General features: G+C 45.4%; 19 protein-coding genes. 14 read left to right on the top strand and 5 right to left on the bottom strand.

The annotated features are described in order from the left end of the window. Positions 1–113 precede the first annotated feature (113 nt). From MED222_RS10385 to MED222_RS10365, 5 genes are all read left to right on the top strand, one after another. Positions 114–1,043 carry a hypothetical protein gene (locus tag MED222_RS10385; protein ID WP_009847178.1) on the top strand — a complete coding sequence of 310 codons (930 nt, stop codon included), beginning with the start codon at positions 114–116 and terminating at the stop codon, positions 1,041–1,043. Positions 1,044–1,676: 633 nt separating this feature from the next. Continuing rightward, the gene (locus MED222_RS10380; RefSeq protein WP_009847179.1) at positions 1,677–2,318 is read left to right on the top strand and encodes a magnesium transporter; all 642 of its coding nucleotides are present in this window, start codon (positions 1,677–1,679) and stop codon (positions 2,316–2,318) included. Then, positions 2,318–3,307: an efflux RND transporter periplasmic adaptor subunit gene (locus MED222_RS10375; RefSeq protein ID WP_009847180.1), complete on the top strand. Its 990-nt coding sequence runs from the start codon at positions 2,318–2,320 to the stop codon at positions 3,305–3,307. The genes MED222_RS10380 and MED222_RS10375 overlap by 1 nt, the downstream gene beginning before the upstream one ends. 286 nt (positions 3,308–3,593) lie before the next feature. After that, positions 3,594–5,570 (top strand): alkyl sulfatase dimerization domain-containing protein, encoded by a 1,977-nt coding sequence (locus MED222_RS10370; RefSeq protein WP_009847181.1) that lies wholly within the window; start codon positions 3,594–3,596, stop codon positions 5,568–5,570. A 221-nt stretch (positions 5,571–5,791) separates the two neighbouring features. Then, positions 5,792–6,280 (top strand): hypothetical protein, encoded by a 489-nt coding sequence (locus MED222_RS10365; RefSeq protein ID WP_009847182.1) that lies wholly within the window; start codon positions 5,792–5,794, stop codon positions 6,278–6,280. Positions 6,281–6,371: 91 nt separating this feature from the next. On the opposite strand, the gene MED222_RS10360 is transcribed toward MED222_RS10365, so the two are convergent. Both MED222_RS10360 and MED222_RS10355 read right to left on the bottom strand, forming a co-directional pair. Further along, positions 6,372–9,470, bottom strand: a complete 3,099-nt coding sequence (locus tag MED222_RS10360) for an efflux RND transporter permease subunit (RefSeq protein WP_009847183.1) — start codon at positions 9,468–9,470, stop codon at positions 6,372–6,374. Positions 9,471–9,478: 8 nt separating this feature from the next. Next, complete coding sequence (locus tag MED222_RS10355) at positions 9,479–10,603, bottom strand: efflux RND transporter periplasmic adaptor subunit (RefSeq protein WP_009847184.1); 1,125 nt, start codon at positions 10,601–10,603, stop codon at positions 9,479–9,481. A 235-nt stretch (positions 10,604–10,838) separates the two neighbouring features. Here MED222_RS10355 and MED222_RS10350 point away from each other — a divergent pair, with 235 nt between their 5' ends. Beyond that, positions 10,839–11,453: a TetR/AcrR family transcriptional regulator gene (locus tag MED222_RS10350; RefSeq protein ID WP_004736309.1), complete on the top strand. Its 615-nt coding sequence runs from the start codon at positions 10,839–10,841 to the stop codon at positions 11,451–11,453. A gap of 50 nt (positions 11,454–11,503) precedes the next feature. Here the strand turns inward: MED222_RS10350 and MED222_RS10345 are convergent, their stop codons facing one another. Then, the gene (locus MED222_RS10345; protein ID WP_009847185.1) at positions 11,504–12,415 is read right to left on the bottom strand and encodes a LysR family transcriptional regulator; all 912 of its coding nucleotides are present in this window, start codon (positions 12,413–12,415) and stop codon (positions 11,504–11,506) included. A gap of 156 nt (positions 12,416–12,571) precedes the next feature. Here MED222_RS10345 and MED222_RS10340 point away from each other — a divergent pair, with 156 nt between their 5' ends. Both MED222_RS10340 and MED222_RS10335 read left to right on the top strand, forming a co-directional pair. Then, positions 12,572–12,877 (top strand): monooxygenase, encoded by a 306-nt coding sequence (locus MED222_RS10340; RefSeq protein WP_004736312.1) that lies wholly within the window; start codon positions 12,572–12,574, stop codon positions 12,875–12,877. A 70-nt stretch (positions 12,878–12,947) separates the two neighbouring features. Further along, complete coding sequence (locus MED222_RS10335) at positions 12,948–13,322, top strand: hypothetical protein (protein ID WP_009847186.1); 375 nt, start codon at positions 12,948–12,950, stop codon at positions 13,320–13,322. Positions 13,323–13,420: 98 nt separating this feature from the next. On the opposite strand, the gene MED222_RS10330 is transcribed toward MED222_RS10335, so the two are convergent. Beyond that, on the bottom strand, positions 13,421–13,939 hold the full coding sequence (locus MED222_RS10330) for a lipocalin family protein (protein ID WP_009847187.1): 519 nt from the start codon (positions 13,937–13,939) through the stop codon (positions 13,421–13,423). Between the two features lie 322 nt (positions 13,940–14,261). Here MED222_RS10330 and MED222_RS10325 point away from each other — a divergent pair, with 322 nt between their 5' ends. Beyond that, complete coding sequence (locus MED222_RS10325; RefSeq protein WP_009847188.1) at positions 14,262–15,977, top strand: amidohydrolase; 1,716 nt, start codon at positions 14,262–14,264, stop codon at positions 15,975–15,977. A gap of 100 nt (positions 15,978–16,077) precedes the next feature. Here MED222_RS10325 and MED222_RS10320 read toward each other — a convergent pair whose 3' ends face one another. After that, positions 16,078–17,283, bottom strand: coding sequence for an MFS transporter (locus MED222_RS10320; protein ID WP_009847189.1), 1,206 nt, complete (start codon positions 17,281–17,283; stop codon positions 16,078–16,080). A gap of 152 nt (positions 17,284–17,435) precedes the next feature. Between MED222_RS10320 and MED222_RS10315 the strand changes: the two genes are divergently transcribed. The 5 genes from MED222_RS10315 (at position 17,436) to MED222_RS10295 (ending at position 25,119) form a co-directional block, all read left to right on the top strand. Beyond that, positions 17,436–18,203: an ABC transporter ATP-binding protein gene (locus tag MED222_RS10315; protein ID WP_009847190.1), complete on the top strand. Its 768-nt coding sequence runs from the start codon at positions 17,436–17,438 to the stop codon at positions 18,201–18,203. Positions 18,204–18,220: 17 nt separating this feature from the next. Continuing rightward, the gene (locus MED222_RS10310) at positions 18,221–19,132 is read left to right on the top strand and encodes an iron-siderophore ABC transporter substrate-binding protein (RefSeq protein ID WP_009847191.1); all 912 of its coding nucleotides are present in this window, start codon (positions 18,221–18,223) and stop codon (positions 19,130–19,132) included. After that, entirely contained in the window at positions 19,132–21,129 is a 1,998-nt protein-coding gene (gene fhuB, locus MED222_RS10305) for a Fe(3+)-hydroxamate ABC transporter permease FhuB (protein ID WP_009847192.1), read from the top strand. The genes MED222_RS10310 and fhuB overlap by 1 nt, the downstream gene beginning before the upstream one ends. A gap of 278 nt (positions 21,130–21,407) precedes the next feature. Next, complete coding sequence (locus MED222_RS10300; protein WP_009847193.1) at positions 21,408–22,364, top strand: GntR family transcriptional regulator; 957 nt, start codon at positions 21,408–21,410, stop codon at positions 22,362–22,364. Positions 22,365–22,965: 601 nt separating this feature from the next. Continuing rightward, positions 22,966–25,119, top strand: a complete 2,154-nt coding sequence (locus MED222_RS10295; RefSeq protein ID WP_009847194.1) for a TonB-dependent receptor — start codon at positions 22,966–22,968, stop codon at positions 25,117–25,119. Positions 25,120–25,258 lie beyond the last annotated feature (139 nt).

Below are 25,258 nucleotides of genomic sequence, written 5' to 3' on the forward strand. Positions count from 1 at the left end.
GTACTTCATGCAACGCGCTTTGAAACCACAACATTGTCTCAAATTACATGACACTGAGTTTCCGTTCGGTACATATACATTCCTTTTGTGAATACTACAATGGCACCAAAATAATGACCCTCGGTATCAATATGAAAAACACTAAAATAATTTCCCTACTCTTAAGCGGTGCGGCTATCGCTTACTCTGGTTCTGCGCTGGCTGAAAAGGAACAACTCTCAGTTCAGGAAGCCGCAAAAAAATCGGCTAACCCGGTATCTGACGTATGGATGCTAATCACTCAGAATGATTACACCTTTCTTGAGAAAGAAGATGGCCACCATGAAATGCAAAACCGTTTCAGCTTTCAACCAGTAATGCCTGTTCCTATCATGGATGGCGAATGGAACTTGGTGAACCGTCTGGTAGCCAACCACTACAGTTCACCAGGTGACCGTGAAGACGGTGATTTCTTTGAAGGTCGTACAAATGGCATGGGAGACACCGTCTTTCTATCAATGGCAGCGCCTAACCGTGATGACGGCTGGATTTGGGGTGTTGGTCCAACGGTGATCATGCCAACTGGTACTGATGGTTTAACCCAAGATAAATGGCAAGTAGGCCCTGCGGCAATGGTCGCTCGCCTTGGTAAAGAAACCGGTAACCCAGCAAGTATTGAAAGCTGGAACGTTGGTTTCTTAGCTCAGCAATGGTGGGATGTAGGCGGTAGCAACAGCGTTACTGAATCAACCAATCAAGCGGACATCCAGTACTTCTTAAACTATCGTGTCAGCAACACCGCGTTAATTGGTATGACGCCTAATATTCAAATTGATTGGACAAAAGATGGTTCCGACCAATTTACTGTACCTGTCGGGTTAGGCTATATCGATATGTTTAAGATTGGACCGATGCCTGTTCGTTGGGGTGTAGAACTTCAATATTACGTAATGAAACCAGACGCAAATGTTAATACGACCAATCCAGCTGAGTATGTGCCATATGCACCAGATTGGAACCTAAAATTCTTTATTGCTCCTGTTACATTAAACCCGTTCAAATAATCGATTAAAATCCTCCCTAGAGCTGGTCTAATTTATTCAATATTTTAGGCCAGCCTTTTTAGTACTTTTCATCGACTTCTATGATCCAAACCAAGTTAATGAACAATGTTTTCTATCTGTATATGAGCCTTTTCAAATAAATCACTTTACCGATTTAGAGTTATAACTACTAATCGTAATTACGATATTATCAAATCGTAATTCTGGGTAGATACTGGTCAAAACTCTTCCTATTATCCTGCTAACAAATCAATCACCAGCCCAAATAGAAAACTGACAAATGTTTTACTTTGGTATGTCAATTGTCATGGAAGAGCCCCTCGATTGTAGAGGTAATACACGTAATAAAAACAGTCGCTAGAAAGCCGCGCGAATATTAATTCGAACGCTTCATAGCCATTTCATTTACGTCTGCTGACAAATAATAAAGATTGATTTGTAGAGAAGCATATTCGCTTCTTGATACCGAGAATCGGTTGTCTGGACTGAGCAATATCACTTTAAATATCATCTATTACTTTTGTTTATTATGAGCACCAATCTCTCCACATAATAGACATCTACTTTTTAAGATGTCATTAAAGGTGACTTCTAGGCTGCAAATTCTCTCTTCTTATTGATGTAGGTTGAGATATGAACTTTATAAAAATCGTTTTCCAGAAGATCTGGGCCGTTGCTATGGTCTTGATTAAATTCTGCCTGTTTATGGCGGTGATGTTTGCTGGTGCATGGGCTCTTGCACCGTTAGGCACTATCCATTCTAAAGACATCGACATGTCTCAATTCAACAATCATCCCAATGAAATGATGATGAACTTCTTCCAGATGGAGTACTTCTCTGGTTACTTGTTCTCGGTGACCATTGCTGTGGTATTAGCCGGTGTTTACGGCATGTGGCAGTTGCATGAACTGGGTGTGCATAAAGCAAAAGAGCACAAAAGCGCTCACGTACAAATCGTGTTTGCACTGTCACTTTGCGGGCTCTTCATCAGCAAAACATTCTGGGTTATCGCTTTGGTTATCGCATTGGCGAACTGGAAGCATATTGGTCAATCACTGAGTGATGTGATTCGCCGTGGTGTACAGCCTAAACAAGACACGACCAGTACAGAGACAGCCGCTGTCCACGTATCACCTGAACAATCGGTAACAGAGCCGTCTCAAACACAACAGTCTCCAGTAGAACCGTCTTCAGAAGCTCAGCCTTCAAAAGAACAGGCTTCAGAAGAAAAGGCTCCAACAAAACCATCCCCTACAGAAAAAGAGGTCGCATAATGAAAGAGATGATGATTCCATACATCCTAATTGTATGGTCACTGTTTGCGACAGGCGCACTTAAGAAGAACTTCAAAAACTATACCTGGGCTGCCATTGGCGGTGTAACGATTCTTGCGGTATTAGCGGTTATCTCTCGCTTGTGGGCACCCGTTGATTTAACGAACTCAACCACAGTGAAAGCACCACACGCGGTTATGTCACCTATCTTCGGCCAACAGATCGACAAAGTGCTTGTTGATCACAACCAAATGGTTAAAGAAGGCGACATAATCTACACGCTCGTCGACATCGATTCTGCCGCAGACAAAGCGAAGATCGAATCTTCAATTGTTCAGAAAGAAGAAGAGATCAAGCAAATGAATCGCGACTTAGAGCGTGCTGAAACGTCACCTGAAATCTTCAATATGCGTGACGTAGAAAAGTACGACTCCGATCTTCGAGTGCTGCACGCTGAACTTATGTCGCTAAAAGCCGATCTACAAAAAGTAAATTGGGCGCAAGAAAAGAAAACCATTAGAGCGGAATTTGACGGTCAGGTATCGATAGTGAATATTGCTGAAGGTTCTGTCATGGGTAACATGCACCTCTACAACACCAGCAAAAAGTTTCTTGAGATGCGTATTTCAGACCAAACTTATGGCTATGTTCAAGTAGGAGACTTCGCTGAGTTCTTCGTTGATGCATACCCAGGCCACGTGTTCCGAGCAAAAGTACACAGCTTTAACGCAGGTACCGGTGAGTCGAGTATTTCTCCACTTCAGGGGCCACAAAGTGTCGGTCAACACGTAGTAAGAAACGGTAATGCTTTAGGTCGTACTATCGTACTTGAGATCATCGAACCAGAAGGTTACAACATCCCTATTGGTTCAACTGGCGCGGCTTGGATCTCGGCTGAGAAGCCGCATCCGTTCTGGGGCTTCATCGACGTAATCGGCGCAGCAACGGTTCGCCTACAATCTTACAAGTCTTACTTAGGTGCTTGGTAAGTACTGAGGTTCTCGGTAAGTATTAAGATTCTCGGTAAACACTTATATAACAGTCATTAGTTCCAAATTAAATGCCCTGAATTTCAGGGCATTTTTGTATCTGTCACAAGCCCCCACTTACTAATTGATTTAGATCAAGATAAATCGCCAATACAATCATTAGATAAATAAATCATCGAAAAAACGATATATCGATATCCTATTAGCGCGTAGATAGCGACCTCTCCCACCTCTATTATTTGACTCAAGAAATCCAATTCCTGTATCCAAATATAAGGTCACTACCATGACTAATACATTCAAAAAAATGGCGCTTCCTGTTGCTATCGCGAGCGCTCTATTTGCTTCTGGTTTTGCATCTGCAACGCCAACTGTAGAAGCGACATCGAAAGTAGGCCAAGAACTTCAAACAGCAAATGCTGCGCAATACCAAAACATTGACCTTGATGCTCGCTACAAGAGCGAGGTTCTATTCGAACACAAGTCAAACCTATTCTGGGGCAAAGGCGAGCGCATCCAAGTTGTTTCGAAAACGGGCGACTCTCTTGCTTACACAGAAGAATCTGATCACGTTCATCCAATTCTCACCAAGCACGGTCGTAAAATGGACCAAGCAATCATCAAAGTGGATGACAATATTTATCTTGGTTACGGCTTCGGTCTAGACACTCCTGTCATGATCGAAGGTACGGACGGCATCATCATTGTTGATCCAGGCGAGTCGGTAGAAATGGCTCAATCGGTTAAAGAACAGTTCCGTCAAATCACAGACAAGCCGGTTAAAGCCATCATCTATTCTCACAACCACATCGACCACATCTCTGGTGTGCGTGCATGGGTGACTGATGAAGAAGTAGCATCAGGCGAAGTAAAAATCATCGCTGAAGAAGGCCTAACCGCAGCAGTGGCTAACTGGTCTTCAAACCTAGGTACTCTATTTGGTCACCGTACTTCTTACACAGGTGCTAAGCACGTAGAAGAAGGTGAGCACGGCACAGTAAACGACGGCCTTGGTCCACGTTTCATGCAAGGTGCTATCTCGTTCATTGAACCAAACCTGCTTGTACCAAGCCAAAGCCACATCGAAATTGAAATTGCTGGCGTTAAGATGCACATCGAGAACGTGCCATCTGAAACTAAAGATGAGTTAGTGGTTTACTTCCCAGAGCAGAAAATCCTGCACGCGGCTGAAGTACTTCAAGGTGAGAACTTCCCTAACCTTCACACCATCCGTGGTACTAAATTCCGTGACCCATCAATGTGGTTCAAGGGCATCGACGTAATGCGTAAGTTCGACACTGAGATCATGATTAACTCTCACGGTCGTCCTGTTGAAGGTAAAGAAGCTGTATCTGACGTATTAACGGCTTATCGTGATGCGATTCAATACACGCATGACCAAACAATCCGTTACATGAACAAAGGTATGACGCCAGACGAGCTAGTTGAAGTAGTTAAACTACCTAAGCACCTTGCAGAACACCCTTGGTTAGGTGAGCACTACGGCACTGTTGCACACGCCGTGCGTCAGATTTACGTAGGTTACAACGGTTTCTTCGAAGCGGATCCATGGCAGCTAGAGCCAATGGCTTACGAGCAACGCGCTAAAGCATTCGTAGAGATCATGGGCGGTCGTGACAACATCATCGACACAGCAAAAGCGGCGATGAAAGCAGAGAACTACACCTTTGCAGCAGAGATTCTTTCTTACCCAATCACGGTAAATAAAGATGACATGGAAGCACGCTTACTGAAAGCACAAGCTTACAAAGCATGGTCTGCCGATCAAGTGAACATCAACTGGCGCAACTGGGCATTGAATGCTGCAGCTGAACTAGAAGGTACTCGTGATTTCTCTAACATGATCAGCTTCGCTTCTGTAGACGTACTAACTGCGCTACCAAGTAAGCAAATCTTCGATATGATGACGTCGACGCTAATCGCAGAAAACTCGTTAGACGTAAACATGATGCTAACGTACAACTTCTCTGATACTAACGAAGCATTCACTATCGAAATTCGTAACGGCATTGCTCAGTTACACGAAGAGGCAGTGAAAGGCGCAGATGTTCAAATCAACACCACTCGCGCAGTATTGAACCAAATCTTGATTGCGGGTCCAAACGCTCAACAAGTGATTGGTACCAACCTACAGTCTGGTGCATTCAAGTTCTCGAATGGCGACATCAAAGGCTTCGGTCAATTCATGAGCTACTTCGACAAGCCAATGACTCCAGAAGAGATCATGCTCATCGTTCGCTAATAGCGAGTTCGAACGGTCGCTCTTCGGCGATAGCTCTTCGATGATAGCTCTTCGACGATAGCGTGTTAGTAAACAATCACTAACACACTATCAACCAATACGCTGACCGCTTCACATGGACGACAAACAAATACAGGGACCCTTTGTGGTCCCTTTTTTTATCGTCAGGCTCGGCTTCTGCCGTCAGATTCTTAACCCTGTTATAGGTCTCGATAACCATTATGTTAAAACGATTTGCTCTGATTCTTTCACTTACCTCTTCACTCACGTTTGCCTGTGGTCTTCACCAAGATACCGGATTTAGTTTGGTGACAGAGCCCGGTTCACTCGAGGTATTTGGCAACGTCATTACAGCCAGACAAGACGATGAATTCAACAACCTCAATAAGCCGGATCACTTTCGAGTCTTTGCCATCAAGGCCGCGCTTGCGAAACCCCACCCAAGCAAAATTGAGTTCAACTTGTTCGAAGCAATCAAAGGTCATTACAGCCAAGTGAAATTTGAGAAGGGGGTCGATGTCTCAGGCAGAGATACTTTGCCTACCGAGGAAGATCTATTACTGATTACGGAACTCGATGTGTTCGATGCGCTAGCAACTGGCACCATCTCTTGGGATCACGCGACACTAAACGGCTTAGTGATCATCAATGGCCCACAAGATAAACGAGAGCAGCTTGAAGATTGGCTTAGTGATATTTTTGAAGGGTAGTTGGAATGAATTTAGTGAGAGAACAACGCCATAATCGAACCAGATACGGCTCGATTATGGGTAATTGAAGAGCAGTTAAATTGAAAAACAGTTACGCAGCTTGAGTCGCGATGGTTTTTCGCTGATTTTTAGTCATCAAATGATAAACCACCGGCACAAAGTAAAACGAAATAAGCGTGGTTAACACGGTACCGCCCACAATCGCGACTGCAAATGGAGGCCAAAAACCGCCACCAGCGATGATCAACGGCATGAAGCCACCAACAGTTGTGATTGTGGTTGAACTGATATGGCGAGTACACGACATCACTGCCTCAACGACCGCGTCCACATTGCCTGATGAGGCTTGCTTATCGAGTTTCAATTCCGTCAGAATGACAATGGCCGCGTTGATCGCCAAACCTGCAATGCCGAGCATCGCGATGATCACCGTAAAGCCAAACGGATAACCGAAAGTCCACACCGACAACAACCCTAGCCCACCCGCCAATCCTGCTACCATGAAGATGATGCTACTCATTCGGAACGAGTTGAACGACATCACCACCACCAACACCATCAATACCACCACGACTGCGACATTCGAGATCAGGCTGTTGACTGAATTGTCTCGTTCAGCGGATTCACCACCAAAACCAATCGTGTAGCCTGATGGCATCTGATAGTTTTCTAGGCGTTTTTGGAATTCATTGAGCACAGTTTGAGGTAAGACACCCGCTTCAATGTAGCCCTCAATGGTATTCACACGCTGCCCGTTACGACGAGTAATCGCACCGCGGCTGGTCGTCAATTCCAGTTCTGCCAGAGTCGAAACATTGATCCCCGTTGAGTAGACATCAGAGCTGATTGGTAAACGGATATTGCTTAAATGCGCTAAGTTCTCACGCGCCTCATCTGCCACACGAACACGGATTGGCACCGATTCACTGCCTTCAATCACAGAGCCACTTTCACGACCTGTCAGCGTAGTTTGCAGCATACCTGCGAACTGGTTCAATGAAATACCATTCAGCTTTGCGGTGTCTTCATCGACCTTCAACCACACCTTAGGTGTACCCGGTTGCAGTGTTTCCCTTGTGTGCGTCACATGAGGAACACCCGCCAAAATCAATCGCACATCCTCACCAATCGCTTTCAACGTATCGAGGTTTTCACCATACACTCGCAGTTCAACGGGCGCAGTAAATGGAGGCCCTTGGTTAAGCTTACGTACCAAGATCTGTGCTTCCGGAACCTCTTCATCCAACACCTTTTGCAACTGTGGAATTAACGCATTGGCTTGGTCAAAGTTCTCTGTTTTCACCATGGCTTGCGAGAAGTATGGCGCATTATTTTGCCTTGCTTGCAGGTTGTAATAGAAGGATGGGAAGTTTGCACCCACGAGCCAATCGATACGCTCCACTTCAGGGTAACGATGAATGATGTCGTCTATTTTTTCCGAGGTATTTTTCGTCGCATAAATGCTTGCTTGAGGTGGCATGTAAACCTGAATCTCAAACATGTCTCTATCTGATGGCGGGAAGAATTGCTCAGTCAGCTGAGACATACTCCAGTAACCGGTAAACGGTACCAATAACACAAGAGCTATAGTGATGATTGGATGCGTGACACCAAAGCGGACAGAAGACGAGAACCAGCGTGTTAAAGCAGGAATTCTTAAGCCTGTCATGTACCAATGGTGCTGGCCTTTCTTATCAACGTCGCTGAGTTGCTTGGGCAGTAGTTTGGTCGCTAAACCCGCAATTAAGGTATGCGAGATAATGTAAGAGCCGATCAACGAGAAAGAAACGGTAATCGCAATACCACCGACAAATTCACCCGATGCTCCCGGCATCAAGATAATCGGGGCAAACGCCAACACGGTAGTTAAGGTTGAGCCTAATAACGGCACCCATAAATGCTTCAACGCATTCATGGTCGCTTCTGCTCGTTGTTGCCCTTTCAAACGATACGCCTGAATGGTATCGACCATCACCACCGCGTTATCAACCATGATCCCGAGCGCCACAATTAGGCCCGTCACCGACATTTGGTTAATCGGCACACCGGTCATTTTCATGATCGACAGGGTCAATAATGAGGTTAACGGCAGAGAAATGGCCACTAAGATCGCGGCACGCACGCCTAAAGTGACAAACAACACAATCAAAATCAGACCGAAACCGATCATCAAGCTTTTGCCTAAATCGTCTAAGCGAGTTTCGGTATAACCTTGCTGATTAAAGAGCACCGTCACCTTAACGTTACTTGGTAACTCTTGCTCAAATTTACCAATCAGAGCATTAGCTCGCGACGTCCAGTTGTCGACTCGCAGATCAGGATGCATTCTTGCCGCGACAATCACACCTGGCTCACCATCAATAATAGCAATCTGGTCTTGTGGGGTTTTCTCACCACGTTTCACCGAAGCAATGTCTTCCATACGGATGATGTGACCTTTGCTATCAGTGGCTATTGGCACTTGCTTAATGCGTTCAATAGAATCGAGTTCAGATTTAATTTCTAAGCCAAAGCGAGAATAAGCACTCACTAACTCGCCGGCGGAGTTCTTGGCGTCCGCCCCTTCTAGCGACTCAGCAATATTAGCACTTGAGCGCCCCAACGCGGCTGCATCTGCGGTACGTAAACTGATTTGAATCTCTTCTTGTGGCATCCCGTATTCATCAACGAATTCGGTACCCGACAAAGTTCTTAATCGCTTAGCGAGTTCTTTGGCATAACGCCCGAGTGTTAATCGGTCAGGTTCACCTGCACCAGACCAGGTTAGAGATGCGATGGTTGTGAAAGCATAGGTATGGTCACTATCGAGATCGGGAGAGTGAGAGCCCGCAGGAAAAATGGATTCGATGTCAGATAGCTTGTCGCGAGCTTGAGACCAAACCGGCTCTGGTTCGGTGATGGTGTCGTTAAGCTCTAGCGTAACAATTGACACGCCCGGCCTTGAGGTTGAGCTCACGAGTTTAACTTCACTCAGCTCACGCAGCTTGTTCTCGATAACCTCAGTAACTAAGGTTTCAACACGCTCGGCACTGGCTCCGGGGAAACTGGTAGTAATGTTTGCGTAACGGTTGATGATCACCGGATCTTCTGCACGCGGCAACGTCATGAACGCAGAAATACCACTCACCATCAGCAGTGCGGTCATTAAGATAAGCAGTCGAGTGTTGGAAATAGTCTCTATGATTTTCATGCTATTTCCTATTCAGCAGTAACGCTAGCTGGCTTTACGGTTTGTCCTGGAACTAAACGATGTAAGCCACTGGCAATCACTTGTTCACCGTCTTCAATCGCCCCACTCACGTACGCTTGTTGATTGTTGGCAAACAACACTTGAACACTGCGGCGCTCAACTTTGTTGTCTTCACCAATCACAAAGATGTTCCACACACCGCGTAGGCCGTCAATCAAACCCGTTAATGGCACCCAGTAGCCTTGGTCGTCAATCTGTTCGTCAAATTTCAGATAGGCAAGTTGTCCTTCTAACACCGACGATTGTTCAGGAAAAAGATAACGCAAACCGACACTGCGAGACTGTGTGTCGACCATTGCGCCCGGATTCAACAGGCTCACAGCGAATTCATCTCGCCCGACGCGAATACTTGGTGCGGAAAGTGAAGTAACCTTTTTCATTTGATGGGCAGGGATACCGATGAAGGCCTCTTTCCCTTCAGAGGCAAGCAGTGTAAGAGTTGGATTCCCTACATTTACTACATCTCCAAGCGAGACAAAGCGTGTTGCGATGGTCCCTGAATATGGCGCACGAATTGTCGATTTCACCAGCTTCAATTGATTGCCTTTTACCGAGGCATCAATACGCAGCAAGTTCGCCTGCAATACGCGTTGCTCACTGGTTAACGAATCAATCTCAGCTTCGGCACTGAAGCCTTTCGCTTTCAATGAACGTTGACGTTTAAGGTTCGCAGCCACCAAACTCAATTGAGCTTTGACTTCTTCAGCCTGCGCTTTCAGTTGGCTAGACTCGGTTTCCAAAAGTTGGGTATCCAATCGAATCAACGGCTGACCCGTTGTGACTGTGTCACCGACATCCACCAGAATCTCATTGACCTTGCCCGCCAATTCAAAACCCAAATTAGCCTGTTGACCCGCCTTTACCACACCGACATATTCACGTTGTACTGCATACGATGGAGAGCGTTCCAAAGCGACAGTTTCCACTGTTAAGACTGTCGACGCTGCACTATTCGATTCCGCTGCAGCATTATCTGCATCGGATGCTGTCTCGGCTTGTGTATTTTCACCACACCCGACAAGAAAAGCCGACAACGCCACTGCCACTGCGCTTCCCTTCATCAATTTATACATACGTACTATTCCTATGCGGTACTCAATTATGTTCTTTTTTTAGACTAACCAAATCAAACTAGACTGTCTAGTTTGATTGTGTTAAAAATAAGTTTCATCGTTAATGATTGATAAAACCATCACAAAAAGCATAATGCTTAGCGTAAACGAGACACATAGAACTGAGCACCAACAGGCACCAAGCAACGAGACAAACTAGGTAACGAGACAACACTAAGTAACGAGAAGCAAGCACGTGACTAAAATCATCAAGAGTGAACAGAAGAGATCGCAGATCTTAACCGCAGCCAGCCAACTTTTCTCTGAACATGGCTTCAAGATCAATATGGATCAGATAGCCAAAGCAGCGAACGTTTCCAAGCAAACGGTCTACTCTCACTTTAAAAACAAAGACGAACTTTTCGAAACCTGCATGCAAACCAAGTGTGCGGAGCGAGAACTCAGTCCTGCTGCCTTTGATATGGATGCTGCGGTGGGTGATGAGTTGGTGAAATTTGGTGTGAAGTTTCAGGATTTATTACTTGATGAGCAATCTAGACAAACCTTCCAAAATGCCATTAGCCAAGCGAATACGCATCCAGAGATCGCCTCTATCTATTTAGAAACTGGCCCTCAGAAAACCACCAAGTTACTTGCTGATTATTTGCAGTCGAAAATAGACTCTGGTGATCTCACACTGTCGACATCAAGCTCGCCAGTCATTGCAGCCAGACAACTGCTGCTTATGTTCCATGGTAAGTCAGCGTATTGGGGATTCTTCGGACACGATAGCGGAGAATCTGAAGAAGAAAGACTTCACTACACTCGCGAATGTGTCGCGCTGTTCTTAAACGGCAATCAGCCTCGTTAATCGTTCGAGACCCATAGTTAATCGTTCAAGGTTCAAGGTTCATGTCGCCGTTAGATCGCATTAGAAGCTGACTCAAGAAGTAACTCATAGAAACGTTTAGCAGCAGGGCCTGTCTTGGCTCCTTTTGGTAAAGTCAGGTGCAGCGGAACGTGATACCCACTGCCATTTTCGACATTCAACACAGTGAGCTTGTCGCAACCTCGACTTTCAACAATGTGCTTTGGTAGTCGACAATACCCGACTCCCTGCTCTACCGCGCCAAACGCATGGTCGAAATTATCCACCGTAATACGCTGACTCGACTTCAACCAACCCACATCCTGTTTGTTACCTTGGCTTTTAGTGCCTTGATTAGATCGTGTACCTAAATCTCGCACCACAATTTGTGGCAAAGACGACAGTTGATTCAACGACACAGAAGCAGCACTTGCTAACGGATGTGAACTCGCGACAACAGGCTCCATCATAGTAAAACCAAAAGCCTCAGCAGAATAATTAGTGACAGGCAGATTGATGATGGCAACGTCGGCGAGCTCTTGAGTGACCATTTCAGTCGTCTTAGACAATGACGTTTCCATCACTTGAATCGATGTTGTGCTGTTCTCTGCCATAAAGTCAGCCATGGGTTTGTATAGACGTTCAAGACAACACAAATGATCCACGGCGACCACGATTTCAGACTCGACGCCTTTCGCCAGCTGTTCACTGATAAGTTCCAACTCTCTCGCCTGTTCCAACATGCTGCTTGCACGACGCAACAGTGATTTGCCATCTTCCGATAGCACCGCCCGACGCCCTTCAACTTGCACCAAAGACACACCCAATTGATCCTCCAATTTTCTCAAAGCATAAATCAGCGTGGTATGGCTCTTATTCAATTGCACTGCCGCCGCCTGAATGCTGCCTGCACGGTCAATTTCGTAAAGCGTTTGCCATTGGTCTAGGGTGGTCTTTAATCTCATCGGTCTAAAATCCTGACAGTTAATGGCAATATTATGAACTTTTCTGTCTGTTTTTTACAGGTAATATCTATTCCAACAGGCAATCAAGCCCCCTATGTTTTGCGAAATGACCATGAGTCTCAGCGCAATACCAAGTAACTGTTTGGAGAAATAACCATGAAATTATTACAAGTCGATTTTGAATTTTCAGGCCCATTTGGTGAAGAGATGTCGAACGCGCTCGTTGACCTAGCAAAGTCTATTAACAACGAACCGGGTATGATCTGGAAAATCTGGACAGAAAACGAAGCTGAAAAACTGGGCGGTGGTGTCTATCTTTTTGAAGACCAACTCAGTGCAGAGACGTACCTAGCGATGCATAGCGCTCGCCTTAAACAGATGGGTGTCGACGAAGTACGTGGTGTGATTTTTGACGTCAATCAGCCATTAACTACCATTAATAAAGGCCCAATCAACGGTTAATCAAACTTGTTCATTCGCTGAATGACAACAAAGATACTGAATAGCTAAGTAATAAATAGAGAGATACGTAATGAACAACAAAACTTTTCTTAGCCTACACGGCATTATTTACGCAGGGTTTGCCATCGCACTGTTTTTTATCCCAACGGTAATGTGGCCCATGTACGGCGTAGAGATCAATGATAAGTACGCGTACTTTCTCTCTCAACACACCAGTATATTTTTGGGTGGTATCGCTGCAATAAGCTGGCTGCTTAGAGACATTGAACCTGGCTTGTCCGCTAAAAAGCTCATCCAAGGCTTGGTGGTTACAAATATGCTCGGCGCCATCATCACATTGTATGCGGCATTTACAGGAATATTTGTTGGCTTCGGCTGGAGTGATCCGGCGTTCTTCCTTTCACTATCGGTGCTCAGCGTGTTGCAGGTTCGTCGACAAGGCTAGTTCATACAAAACCAAACCAAACCAATAAAAAAGGAACAGATGCACTCATCATCTGCTCCTTTTTCTCAATCAACTGTCGTTAACCTAGCGCGCTCAGCTTATTTACCGTGCTCAACGTAAATCAATTCATCAGTATTGAAGCCACGCTCTTTAGACATCGCTTTGAACTTCTCCATCACTCCTGGTGCAACCTCTGGTGTTCTTGAAAGTAACCACAAGTAGTCGGTATCTGGGCCCGAAACAAACGCGTATTGGTAATTCTCTTTGTCCAACTCAAACACCACATAAGCTCCGTAGAAGGGGCCAAAGAACGACACTTTTAGATAACCCTGATCGCTGCCTTCGACAAAGTACGCCTTACCTTCCGCTTCGTTCCATTCGCCATCTTCCGCCGAATAGCCGCGGTTAATCACCTTAACGCCACCATCATCACGCAAGCTGTATTCCGCGCTGATGTTATCTAAGCCACGCTCAAACGAGTGGTCTAAACGAGCCACTTCGTACCATTTGCCCAAGTATCTATCCAATTCAAACTGTTGAACGGGCTTTACTGTTTCAGGCATGCCCACGCAACCACCCAATAGAATCACACTAAGCAGCAATAATATTTTTTTCATCCTAACCTCGGCTTGTTTTTATTAGTAATGCGAGTAAGCCTTGTGAAAACATAAACTTACATCCTTGGTAATACGTTAAATCCATTTTTAAAGTTCACCTAACTGTAATTTATTCAGAATCTTATGTGAATTGTTTAGTCTGCGAATGAATCAATGGTGTTTCATTGATGTTCGATATTGAGTCGGAGTCACCACAAAATATACGGCAAGTTAACTTAATCAGGAGAGCAACTATGGACACTTTATTATTAAAAATCCGCGATATGATTCTTACCACTCGCTTTCTATACTTACTAAACAGTGGAACATGGAATAAATAACAATGAACAATAAGCTCACTTTGCCACGCACTGCATGGATTGCATTATTCGCTAGCCTAGTCTCTGTGCCATCGGCTTTTTCTCAAAGCCTAACCGCAGACCAGATCTTTACCAATGCCGACATATATGGGCATCGCGAGTCAGACTCGATCGTTACCCATAAAGGCAAGATCATCTTCATCGGTGACCACACTCAGGCGCAATCTTTTCAAGGTCAGAGTACCGATGTCATCGACTTGGAGAATGCCTTTGTTTTGCCGGGGTTCATTGATAATCATAACCATGTGTTTGAAGCCGCCTCAGAGCTGGGTGGCAATTGCGAACTGGATTCTGAAGCCACATTAGAAGAGCAAATCCCTTACTTAGAGGCGTGTAAAATCAATGCCGAAACCAATGGTCGAGGCTGGTTGATGGGTTATGGCTTTTCTTTGGAATCGACACTCGACAGCGACTCTGAATACACACCACTTGAGATCATCGACAGCATCTTCCCTGATCGCCCCGTGGTGTTTATGGAGCAAACTTCTCACTCGATGTGGGTCAACTCGAAAGCCTTAAAAATAGCCAGAATCAGCCAACAATCTCCTGACCCACAAGGTGGCGCTTATTTAAAAGACCAAGACAGCGGCAAGCTCAATGGCATCTTATTAGATAACGCTGGCGACCAAATTATGGAGATGGCGTGGAACAGCCAAAGCGAGCTCTTTGAACAAAGCTACCAAGGGTTAATGTTCGGTCTTGAAGAAGCCGCTGCGCACGGCATCACCACCATTGGCGACGGTCGCATGTATTGGAAACGAGGTTGGTATGACGTTTGGCTAGAGGCCGAGCAAAATCAAGACTTAACGGCGCGCGTGTCGCTGCGCCCTTGGGTATACCCATCGATGGCAATACCTTCTCAATTAGAAGTCTTTGAGAAGATGTATTCCGACGATAAAAGCCGTCTGTTACTTGTCGATCAGGTGAAAATGTACAGCGATGGCATCTTCATCAATGGCACCGCCAAAACGCTCGCACCCTACTTAGATACTTATCTGCCCCAGTCTCCTAATGGCTTGAACTATATTCCACCAGAACAAATGAAAGAGTGGCTAACTGCGCTCGAAAAAATAGGTTTTAGCGCCCACATTCATGCCATTGGTGATGGTGCCGTTCGTGAATCGCTTGATGCGATAGAAAGCATTCGCAAACAAGGTTCAACCAAGCCCTACACCCTAACCCATGTCGAATTAATCAATGATGAAGATGTGCCACGTTTTCGCCAATTAGACGTGACCGCAGATTTCCAAGTCGGCTCTGATTACGTTGCAAGGCATCAACACCAATGGGCCGAAGCTTTCCTTGGTGCTCGCCGTGCCAAAGCCATGATGAACTTAGACGCGATACTTAAGACTGATGCCAACATCACATTAAGCAGTGATTGGAACGTACACGACATCAACCCATTGGTCGGCATCGCGAACAGTTTAATCATGGGTAAAACGGGCCTAACTGATATCTACACGGCTATCGACGCTTACACGATTAATGCAGCTTCTAGCTTGGGCATCGACGACGTCACTGGATCTATTGAGGTAGGAAAATCAGCGGACTTCGCGATTCTCAACAAAGACATCACTACAGTATCGGCAAGACAAATAGCCAAGACTCAGGTGTTGATGACAGTGTTAAGAGGAGATGTGGTTTTCGAAGACGCTGCTTTCAAAGACATAAATTAGCAAACCAACGTTCGACACAAAGCCGTTTGCTACTAGTTAATATGCTATCCGTTAGCTCACTTCCAATTGGCTCGCTAAAAAGTATCAGGGAAATACAAGGTTAAGCTTGCTCAGCGACCTTGATATTTCCCTCTCTTTTAACAATGTAGCTCGTTACAAAGATCAGTGCTGAACACAGTACACATAAGTAGATGGGATACATAGGGTTCAAGGTTGAAGTAAATGCAAGCAATGAAGCAACGCCATAGCCTAGAGTATGAGACATGGCGATGTACCCTGCGGCTGCACCCGGTGTACCACTTTGCTTTTCAGTGGCAAACAACGTGTAAGCAGGAACAAGCAACGCTGCGCCAATCGCTGTCAGTACCATCGCCACAGCTAACGCCCACATACTGGGAATCAAGAACACTCCAAAGCCGACAAGCAAACCCAATGCCCCCCAACGGTACATAACAAACGGTGTCAGCTTTTCTTTTTTGATAACCAAGAGTTGAGTAGCAAAAATACAGGCAGCACTGATAGTCAAAAGAATCCCGATCGTGTCACTTATTTGATCGGTAGGCCAACGGGTGATCGAATAGATAAGTGGAGAAAAACTGTATTGCAACAACGCGACTGCGGCACACAACAACAACCCGCAAGATAAAAAAGGCAGTAATGTTTTATTCGGTAACCAAGGTGCTTGCCCTATTCCTTCAGCCTTCCGAGTTTCTTCTTTAGGGGTTGGTAACAACATCGTGACAAGTAAAGCAACACACGGCAAAAAGATCATCACGATCAGGGGAGCAAAAGGCGATAACTTTAACGCTAAAATGGAGACCAAAGGCCCAATTAATCGACCAACACTTAGGCCAAGACTCACTGATGTAATAGCCTGTAAACGGTTCTTCTCACCACACAATAATATCGCCCAATGCTGACTCGCAGGCACCATTCCAGACACCGTACAACCATAAATAATTCGCGCGACCACCAGCCCAATCAAACAAAACACGAATGCCTGCCCCTGTTTGCTAAACATGGCGAAAAAACACAACAAAGCAAAGCTGATAGCCATGCCTATCAGTGCTTGAATGACTACTTTTTTAGGGCCATATTTGTCGCTCTGCCTTCCCCAAAACGGCGCAGATGGCAGAAATAATATGCTTCCTATTGCGATAAGAATCGACCACGTAGGCAAGCTAAATGAAGACTGTTCCACAAGAAAAGGCAGGGAAACGAGTAAGCCGTTTTGCCCAATTCCCATAAGAGCCGAAGCAAGACCAATAGCCAATAGTTGAAATTTTTTATTTTGTATCACAGACATAAACTCGAAGGCGCTAGATAAGGTTGGTAGGTTCGTAGTGGGCACGAGCACATTACAATGATAAATAGATTGATTTAGCGAATAATTATCATTTTGATTTCACTGTGTTACATTAGCGGCTAGCAGCCCATAACTCAACTTCATATTGCATTATGTACACACTTACCAATGCCTCGTTCGAAATCGACAGTAAGAAAATCCTTTCGCCAACGACTTTGACCTTTGAACCAAAGAAGATCACCACCTTGCTTGGCCATAATGGATGTGGCAAATCGACACTCATTAAACTGTTAAGTCGACAAAACACGCCAACAGAAGGTGACGTTTTCTTCAATGAGCAACCACTCACCTCATACAGTAACCTTGAATTTGCACACCAAGTCGCCTACTTGCCGCAGCACCCACCGATTACTGATGGCGTGACCGTTCGTGAACTGGTTTGCTTTGGCCGTTATCCATGGAAAGGCGCATTTGGACGTTACAGCAAAGATGATTATGCCATCGTAGACGAAGCGATTGAGAAAGTTGGCCTTAATGCCTTTTCTGACCGATTTGTCGCAACACTTTCCGGCGGAGAAAGACAAAGAGCTTGGGTCGCCATGCTGCTTGCTCAGCAAAGCCAATGTATTTTGCTTGATGAACCAACCTCAGCACTCGATGTCGCGCACCAGCATGAATTGCTCGCTTTAATCAGAGAGCTTAATCAGTCACTCGGCTTAACCGTGATCATGGTGCTTCATGATGTGAACATGGCCGCCAAATTCAGTGATCATTTGATTGCGCTTCATTCTGGGAAAGTGATCGCTTCCGGTTCGCCTAAAGATTTGATGACGCCAGAAACACTAATGCAAATCTACGGAATGGAGCTTGCGCTCTTTAAACACCCTGAGACAGGGCAACCTATCAGCTACATCCCTTAAATCAAAAGGAACCTGTTGTGAAAAAGTTCATCACCATGCTGTTCACAGTATTAGCTTTCAACGCCCTTGCTCTAGAGAGCGTTCACGCACTAGAAATCAAACATGAAATGGGCAGTGTCTCTTTCGATGCTACACCTAAAAAAGTGGTGGCTTTAGATTGGGCACTCACCGAAACCGTATTAAGCCTAGGCGTTGAGTTGCAAGGTGTGGCAGACGCACAAGGTTATCAGCAATGGGTGGTAAAACCTGCGTTAAATGCAGACGTGACAGATGTGGGATCTCGAAGAGAACCAAACCTAGAGCTACTAACAGAACTCAAACCTGACGTCATTTTAATCAGTGAGCATATGGCGGCGGCCTACCACCAGCTCAATAAAATCGCACCTGTCTTGGTTTACAGTGTCTACAGCAAAAAGAAACAACCACTTGAATCCGCAACTTCGGTTACCCTCTCTTTAGGCAAGCTATTTAACAAAGCACAACGCGCCCAACAAGTGATTGATGAGACAAATAAGAGACTAAGCGATAACGGTGAAAAAATACGTACCGCAGGCAACTCAGACAAACCACTGATTTTTGCACGCTTTATCAACGACAAAACCTTACGCATTCATAGCCAAGGTTCATTAGCGCAAGCCACCATAAGCAGCATGGGTCTTAAAAACGACTGGCAAGAGCAGACAAACCTCTGGGGTTTTACCACTACAGGTACTGAAAGGCTCGCTGAACACCAACAGACGAATGTGATGATCTTTGGCCCGCTAACGGAAGAAGAGCATAAGAAACTGACTCAATCCCCTCTTTGGCAAGCGATGGCGTTTACGCGTACAGACTCCGTTTACGAACTTCCTACCATCTGGACCTTCGGTGGGCTAATCGCCGCTCAAAGGTTTAGTGACCACATTACCGAACTGCTTATCCAAAAATAATGGCTACCGCAAAGATCGAAAAAACCGTCACCGGGCGATTCAATATCAAGGCAGCGGCACTACCTGTCGCTGCTGTTTTGTTGATCAGCTCGCTACTGCAAATTACCGCTCCTTACTCGCAAGGGGTTGGCTTGATTTGGGATACGCTGTTTCACTTTGATTCTTCAAATTATCAGCATCTGATTACTCACCTCACCTATTTACCTAGGCTTACCGTCGCTCTCATTTGTGGTTTTGCACTGGCAGTCGCTGGGTGTGTGATGCAATTTGTACTGCGTAACCCCATTGCCTCACCTACCACATTGGGTGTTGCTGCGGGCGCAGAACTCGGCATGGTATTAGGGATCCTTTTAATTCCTGCTAACCTAGCTATCCCAGGGTTTATTCCCGCTTTCATTGGGGGCTGCCTTGCAACAGGCTTAGTTTTTACCTTAAGTTCTTCACGAGGCTTTTCACCATTACACATGGTGTTAGCCGGTATGGTGGTCAGCCTATTTTTAGGCTCACTCAACACCATGTTGCTCATGCTGCATGAACAACGGCTTACCAGTATTTTTGTTTGGGGTGCCGGTGTACTGAATCAGAATGATTGGTCAAGCGTGCAGGTTCTCATACCTTTAGTCTCGATCCCGACGCTGTTATTACTGGTTTTGCAGCGTCCATTATCAGCGCTGCAATTTGGCGATAATGTCGCCACTTCGCTTGGTGTAAACATCAAACAAATCAAATTGCTTTGCTTATCGTTGGCGATTTTTATTACTGCAGCCGTAGTCAGTGAAGTAGGCTTAATCGGATTCGTTGGCATTGTGGCTCCAGCTATCGCTAGGCTTATCGGTATAAGAGCACTCGCGAAACAGATTCTGGTCAGCGGGTTGGTAGGCAGCTTCATTCTATTGATTGTGGATTTATTGATTCAGCCCTTCTCTGGCTTCGGTGGCGAACTGCTCCCTACCGGCGCAATGACGGCGCTACTGGGTGCTCCTTTCTTATTGTGGTTACTGCAACGTACCAAGCTGCAGTCCGATCTCAAAAACCGCAGTGAAACCATTGAGCACTACAAATTCGTCAGTACGCGTAAAGTACTGGCCGCGATGTCAGTGCTGTTGATGGTAATGTGTGTTCTTGCTCTTACAGTAGGTAAAAACCAGTTCGGTTGGAATCTTGAACTCAACTCATCGCTATTCGATCTGCGTCTACCGCGTGTATTAGTCGCGCTATTGGCAGGGATCGGGCTTGCGTTTGCAGGCACGATTATTCAACGCATCTCAAACAACCCAATGGCGAGCCCCGAAGTATTGGGGATCAGCTCAGGGGCTGCTCTGGCGTTAGTGCTCGGCACACTATTTGGCACTGCAGTCGGCCGAGAAGAGCAAATGCTGCTTGGTACACTCGGTGCAACTTCAGTGACTGCCGTGGTTTGGTTAATGGGAAGAAAACACAATTTCGCCCCAACGCAAACCTTGTTAACAGGCATCGCGCTAAGTGCAGGGCTCGACGCTCTATTGCGCATCACAATGAGCTCGGGTAATGAGAATGCAACCGCGCTCCTCACTTGGCTTTCAGGCTCGACTTATTTAGTCGCTAATCAAGATGTCATTTTGCTCGCCGTTGGGGTTGCCATCATAAGTGCAGTGGCGCTGTCTTTGAATCGCTGGATAGAGCTGATTAACTTAGGCGACGTCACCACAAGCAGCCTAGGTATGAACACAACCGCTGTTCGATTGGCTTTGCTTTTGCTAGTCGCGGCACTAACAACTCTGTGCACCATCGTCATTGGGCCATTAAGTTTCATTGGATTATTGGCGCCACACATGGCGCGTTCGCTTCACCAATATCGCGCGATTCCTCAAATGCTCACAGCAGCATTATTAGGCGCTATCATCATGGTGGCTGCAGACTGGATTGGTCGTACGCTATGGTTCCCTTGGCAGTTCCCGGCAGGTCTATTAGCCTCTCTGATTGGTGGCGGCTACTTCCTCTATCTAATGAGAAAATAAGCACACACGAGAAGTCACTTTCTCCGCTTAAAGCCCCCGTTTGAAGCCTCCATTTGCAGTCGAGGCTTTAAGCGGGCTCTCTTCTTACTCATTGACACACTTGCCAACAAAGCTATCAATAACCGATCAATTCCCAATCAACCGCTAAATTACCAACCAATCTATCCATTGCAACAGGTCGATTAACATTGTCTTTTGGTTACAAAAACACAATTTATGGTATTTAAGCCTTTTTGTGTTTACCATGGAATCAAGATTAAACACATACTCTGAGCGTCATGGACATAACGACAATTACAAAGCTCCAACAAAATTTGTTATTCAAGGTCATCGCGAGGCTAAAAGCCGACAACGCGAAAGCGGGAAGCAGCCTAAATGAATCATCTTTGGCGCAGCAATTCGAAGTATCAAGAAGCCCTATTCGAGCGGTGCTAAAACACTTGTCAGCGCAAGGCATCACTAAAGTCGTCCCTTATAAAGGGTCTGTATTACAAACCGATGCGGCAGATATCGAAATTTCAGGCCAAGACAACGACCAACAACCTCGCCAAGAACAATTATACCTGCGCGTACTCATGGATTTATTTTTTAGTGAGTTAGGTCAGTCGTTTTCCGAGAAAGACCTGCAACAACGTTATGATGCCAACCGTGGTGAGATGCAAAGCGTACTGCGCCTGTTAGAAAGCGATGGTATTTTTCGTCGCAGTCCAGGATACAAATGGCAGCTTGATGGTGTGTTGAACACCTTAGAAAGACACACCGAAAGTTATCGCTGTCGACTCATTTTCGAGCCTGCAGGCCTACTCGAACCAACATGGACACTTGATAACAGTGCAATTGAAAGCTGCCGAGATCGCCATGCTCAAGCGATTAACGCCCCAGAATCAGTCAACGCCAGTCAACTCTTTAGCCTCAGTGCCGAGTTTCACGAGCAACTTGCCGCATGTTCAGGAAATCGCTTCTTATTGAGCACCATGCAACAACATAATCGCCTACGTAAAGCGACCGATCTCGTCTCGATGCACATTCAATCTTCGGTCACTAAATCGTGCCAGCGTCGCCTAGAGATCATCGAATTGGTGCTAGAAGGTGACAACCAAACGGCCTCGACAAAATTAGCTCAGCTACTGGAAAATGACATTCGAGTCATGAAACGCACCTACAACGACGTAATGACGGTCTCTATGGAGCAGCGAGAAAGTTTAATCAACAGCATCATGGCAAAAAACAGTTAACTACGTGAGCAGTCAAATCATGGCTGCCCTTATCGTGTCCTTCTACCATCGAAAATACCATTCTGACTTCACGAACACACGAGGCCTGTTTACCTTTCGTTGTTAAATTTTGTTCAAAAGATCAACAGGCCCTAATACCTGCACTTTCACACCTTCTGAATTATACGTATCACACCCGCCTAAACACTTGCGGAACAAGGCACTGGCTCTGTTCCGCCCGAGTGACTAACCCCCCGGCAAACAAGTGTTTCCAAATCTATAAAAGAAAATTGCATTTTCATATTGTATTTTCGCAACAAAAACACAATAATAATGATTCTTATTTAGAATTGATAAACTTAACGATAATACTTCGTACTTTAACTATGGAAGTAGTAACCGCTTAGGTGGCGTGAATGCGAACGTATACAAGCTTGAAAGATATCGAGATGAATATGTTTGGGGCCATAAGTAAGTGACCACGTTAACCTCTTTTCTAATTTAGGAGGCTTCATTTATTACTAACCAGTAAAGATGAACGCTTGTTTACTTATAAAAAACAAAGTCATCGCACAAATATGAGTCTTTGTGCAGCCTTTTATTGATCAAGATTGAGAACAAAATGAAAACCGAAAAAGGAAGTTTCAAGCTTTCCACCGTTACGCTAGCGATTGTCGCAGCAAGCACAGTGTTTACAGCCCAAGCACAAGAATACACAACCGAAGAAAACATGGTGGTTGTCGCAAGCCGAACGCCTAAAGCGATCAGCGATATTCCGGGAACAGTTTGGTACATCGACGCAGATAAAATCGAACAGGAATACCGTGGCGGTAAATCATTAGGTGAAATTCTATCGGCGAGTATTCCCTCTTTAGATGTAAGCAGCGGCGCTCGTACTAACTATGGTCAAAATCTACGTGGCCGTAAAATGCTCGTTATGATTGATGGCGTATCATTGCAATCCTCTCGCCAAATCAGCCGCCACTTAGATTCAATCGACCCATTTAACATTGATCGCATCGAAGTGTTATCGGGTGCAACGTCTATCTACGGTGCCGGTGCTTCTGGTGGTGTCATTAACATCATCACCAAAAAAGCACAAGGTGAAGAGTTAGAATTCGAATCTTATGTCGGTGGCTCATCGGGCTTTAATTCAGGTGAAGATTTCGATTACAAAGTCGGTCAATCTATCTCTGGCGGTAACGACAAAGTTCAAGCTCGCTCTTCCGTGGTTTACACCGAGACACAAGGTGTATTTGATGCTGATGGCGATATTGTTACTCCTGACATTTCACAAGGCTCACTGCAGTTCAACAAGACGGTAGATTTCCTGACAACTGTTGGCGTGAACCTGTCTGAGACCAAAAAGCTCAACTTCCTAGCACAATATTACGATAGCCAGCAAAACTCTCCTTACGGTCTATACATCACCGGGCGCGATTTTGTTGACGTACGTAAAGGGTTTTACTCGGATCGCGAACACGGAACTGAGCGCATCATGCTGAGTGCCTCTTACGTCGATGATCAATTCCTTGGGCATCAGTTTATTGCTGAAGCTTCATACCGTAAAGAAGACCAAACTTACACGCCTTACTTCCAATCTTCTGGTCAACAAATTACCGATGTTATTTCATTAAAAACAGCACTGGCTAAGAGCTTCAATAAGTTCAATATTGTTTATGGTATCGATGCGTATCAAGATCAGCTTGATAGCAATCAAGCGCTTTACGATCGCACCATTGCGAACAATTCAGGCAACTTAGTCAACAAGACCTATGCACAAGTGGGTCGCTATGCCGGTGTTAAAGTCAGCTCTATCGCGGGCTTTGTACAATCTGACTATGCGATCACCGATGATTGGACGGTGGAAGGTGGATTCCGCTACCAATACATCTCTAACAAGATTGATGATTTTGTCGGCTACAGCCAGCAGAAGAAAATTGCTGCCGGTAAAGGGAAAACAGCAGACGCAGTACCAGGTGGTGAAACTGATTACGGTGTTGGCTTATTTAACCTAGGTACGATCTACCACCTTAATAGCGAGTCTCAAGTTTGGGCAAACTTCTCGCAAGGTTTCGACCTTGCTGACCCAGCTAAATACTACGGACAAGGCAGCTACAAGCTCGTTGGTGATCACTGGAAACTCAACGACAGCATCAACGTTAATGACTCAAAAATGTCTGGTATCAAAACCAACAGTTTCGAGTTAGGTTACCGCCTTGATACTGGCGAGCTAAGCTTGCAAACCGCGGCTTATTACTCACAATCTGACAAATCAGTGAAGTACAACAGAAAGACATTGCTGATTGAAAACATCAATGACAAAAAGCGAGTGTACGGGCTAGAGGCGATGGCTTCTTACTGGGTACATGACAACATTCAACTGGGCGCTTCTGGTCACTACGTCACCTCTGAAGTGAAAGGTAACGACGGTTGGAAAGATGTATCTGCAGGAAGTGCAAGTACTTCTAAAGCAAGTGCTTGGGCAGGTTGGTATGACACAGACCTATCTGTAAAAGTACAAAGCCAAACTATGTTTGATTACGAAGACGACAAAAACAAACTTGATGGCTACACCGTGTTTGATCTAGTGAGTACGTATCAGCTTCCTGTCGGTAGTCTAGGTTTTGGTATTCAAAACTTACTGAACAAAGACTACACCACTGTTTGGGGTCAACGTGCTCAAATCCTTTACTCGTCTCATTACGACTCAGCAGCGTATGACTACAAAGGCCGCGGCCGTACTTACACTCTGAACTACCAAGTTAAGTACTAATTAATCGGTCTGCATAAGCTGAATTAGTCGCTTACTCTAAAGTGTGGGATAGCTAAAAGACAAAAAGGGTTGGCAAACATGCCAACCCTTTTCAATTGAGGGTTCATTCCGAACTCCCCTATGTTTAACTCTACTTATG

The organism is Vibrio sp. MED222, assembly GCF_000153005.1.
GTDB classification, from domain to species: domain Bacteria; phylum Pseudomonadota; class Gammaproteobacteria; order Enterobacterales; family Vibrionaceae; genus Vibrio; species Vibrio tasmaniensis_A.

What these genes read in the sequence shown, in the direction of transcription:
- MED222_RS10385 (WP_009847178.1), top strand. Translation starts at nt 114, where the DNA reads ATGACCCTCGGTATCAATATGAAAAACACTAAAATAATTTCCCTACTC.
- MED222_RS10380 (WP_009847179.1), top strand. Translation starts at nt 1,677, where the DNA reads ATGAACTTTATAAAAATCGTTTTCCAGAAGATCTGGGCCGTTGCTATG.
- MED222_RS10375 (WP_009847180.1), top strand. Translation starts at nt 2,318, where the DNA reads ATGAAAGAGATGATGATTCCATACATCCTAATTGTATGGTCACTGTTT.
- MED222_RS10370 (WP_009847181.1), top strand. Translation starts at nt 3,594, where the DNA reads ATGACTAATACATTCAAAAAAATGGCGCTTCCTGTTGCTATCGCGAGC.
- MED222_RS10365 (WP_009847182.1), top strand. Translation starts at nt 5,792, where the DNA reads ATGTTAAAACGATTTGCTCTGATTCTTTCACTTACCTCTTCACTCACG.
- MED222_RS10360 (WP_009847183.1), bottom strand. Translation starts at nt 9,470, where the DNA reads ATGAAAATCATAGAGACTATTTCCAACACTCGACTGCTTATCTTAATG.
- MED222_RS10355 (WP_009847184.1), bottom strand. Translation starts at nt 10,603, where the DNA reads ATGTATAAATTGATGAAGGGAAGCGCAGTGGCAGTGGCGTTGTCGGCT.
- MED222_RS10345 (WP_009847185.1), bottom strand. Translation starts at nt 12,415, where the DNA reads ATGAGATTAAAGACCACCCTAGACCAATGGCAAACGCTTTACGAAATT.
- MED222_RS10340 (WP_004736312.1), top strand. Translation starts at nt 12,572, where the DNA reads ATGAAATTATTACAAGTCGATTTTGAATTTTCAGGCCCATTTGGTGAA.
- MED222_RS10335 (WP_009847186.1), top strand. Translation starts at nt 12,948, where the DNA reads ATGAACAACAAAACTTTTCTTAGCCTACACGGCATTATTTACGCAGGG.
- MED222_RS10330 (WP_009847187.1), bottom strand. Translation starts at nt 13,939, where the DNA reads ATGAAAAAAATATTATTGCTGCTTAGTGTGATTCTATTGGGTGGTTGC.
- MED222_RS10325 (WP_009847188.1), top strand. Translation starts at nt 14,262, where the DNA reads ATGAACAATAAGCTCACTTTGCCACGCACTGCATGGATTGCATTATTC.
- MED222_RS10320 (WP_009847189.1), bottom strand. Translation starts at nt 17,283, where the DNA reads ATGTCTGTGATACAAAATAAAAAATTTCAACTATTGGCTATTGGTCTT.
- MED222_RS10315 (WP_009847190.1), top strand. Translation starts at nt 17,436, where the DNA reads ATGTACACACTTACCAATGCCTCGTTCGAAATCGACAGTAAGAAAATC.
- fhuB (WP_009847192.1), top strand. Translation starts at nt 19,132, where the DNA reads ATGGCTACCGCAAAGATCGAAAAAACCGTCACCGGGCGATTCAATATC.
- MED222_RS10300 (WP_009847193.1), top strand. Translation starts at nt 21,408, where the DNA reads ATGGACATAACGACAATTACAAAGCTCCAACAAAATTTGTTATTCAAG.
- MED222_RS10295 (WP_009847194.1), top strand. Translation starts at nt 22,966, where the DNA reads ATGAAAACCGAAAAAGGAAGTTTCAAGCTTTCCACCGTTACGCTAGCG.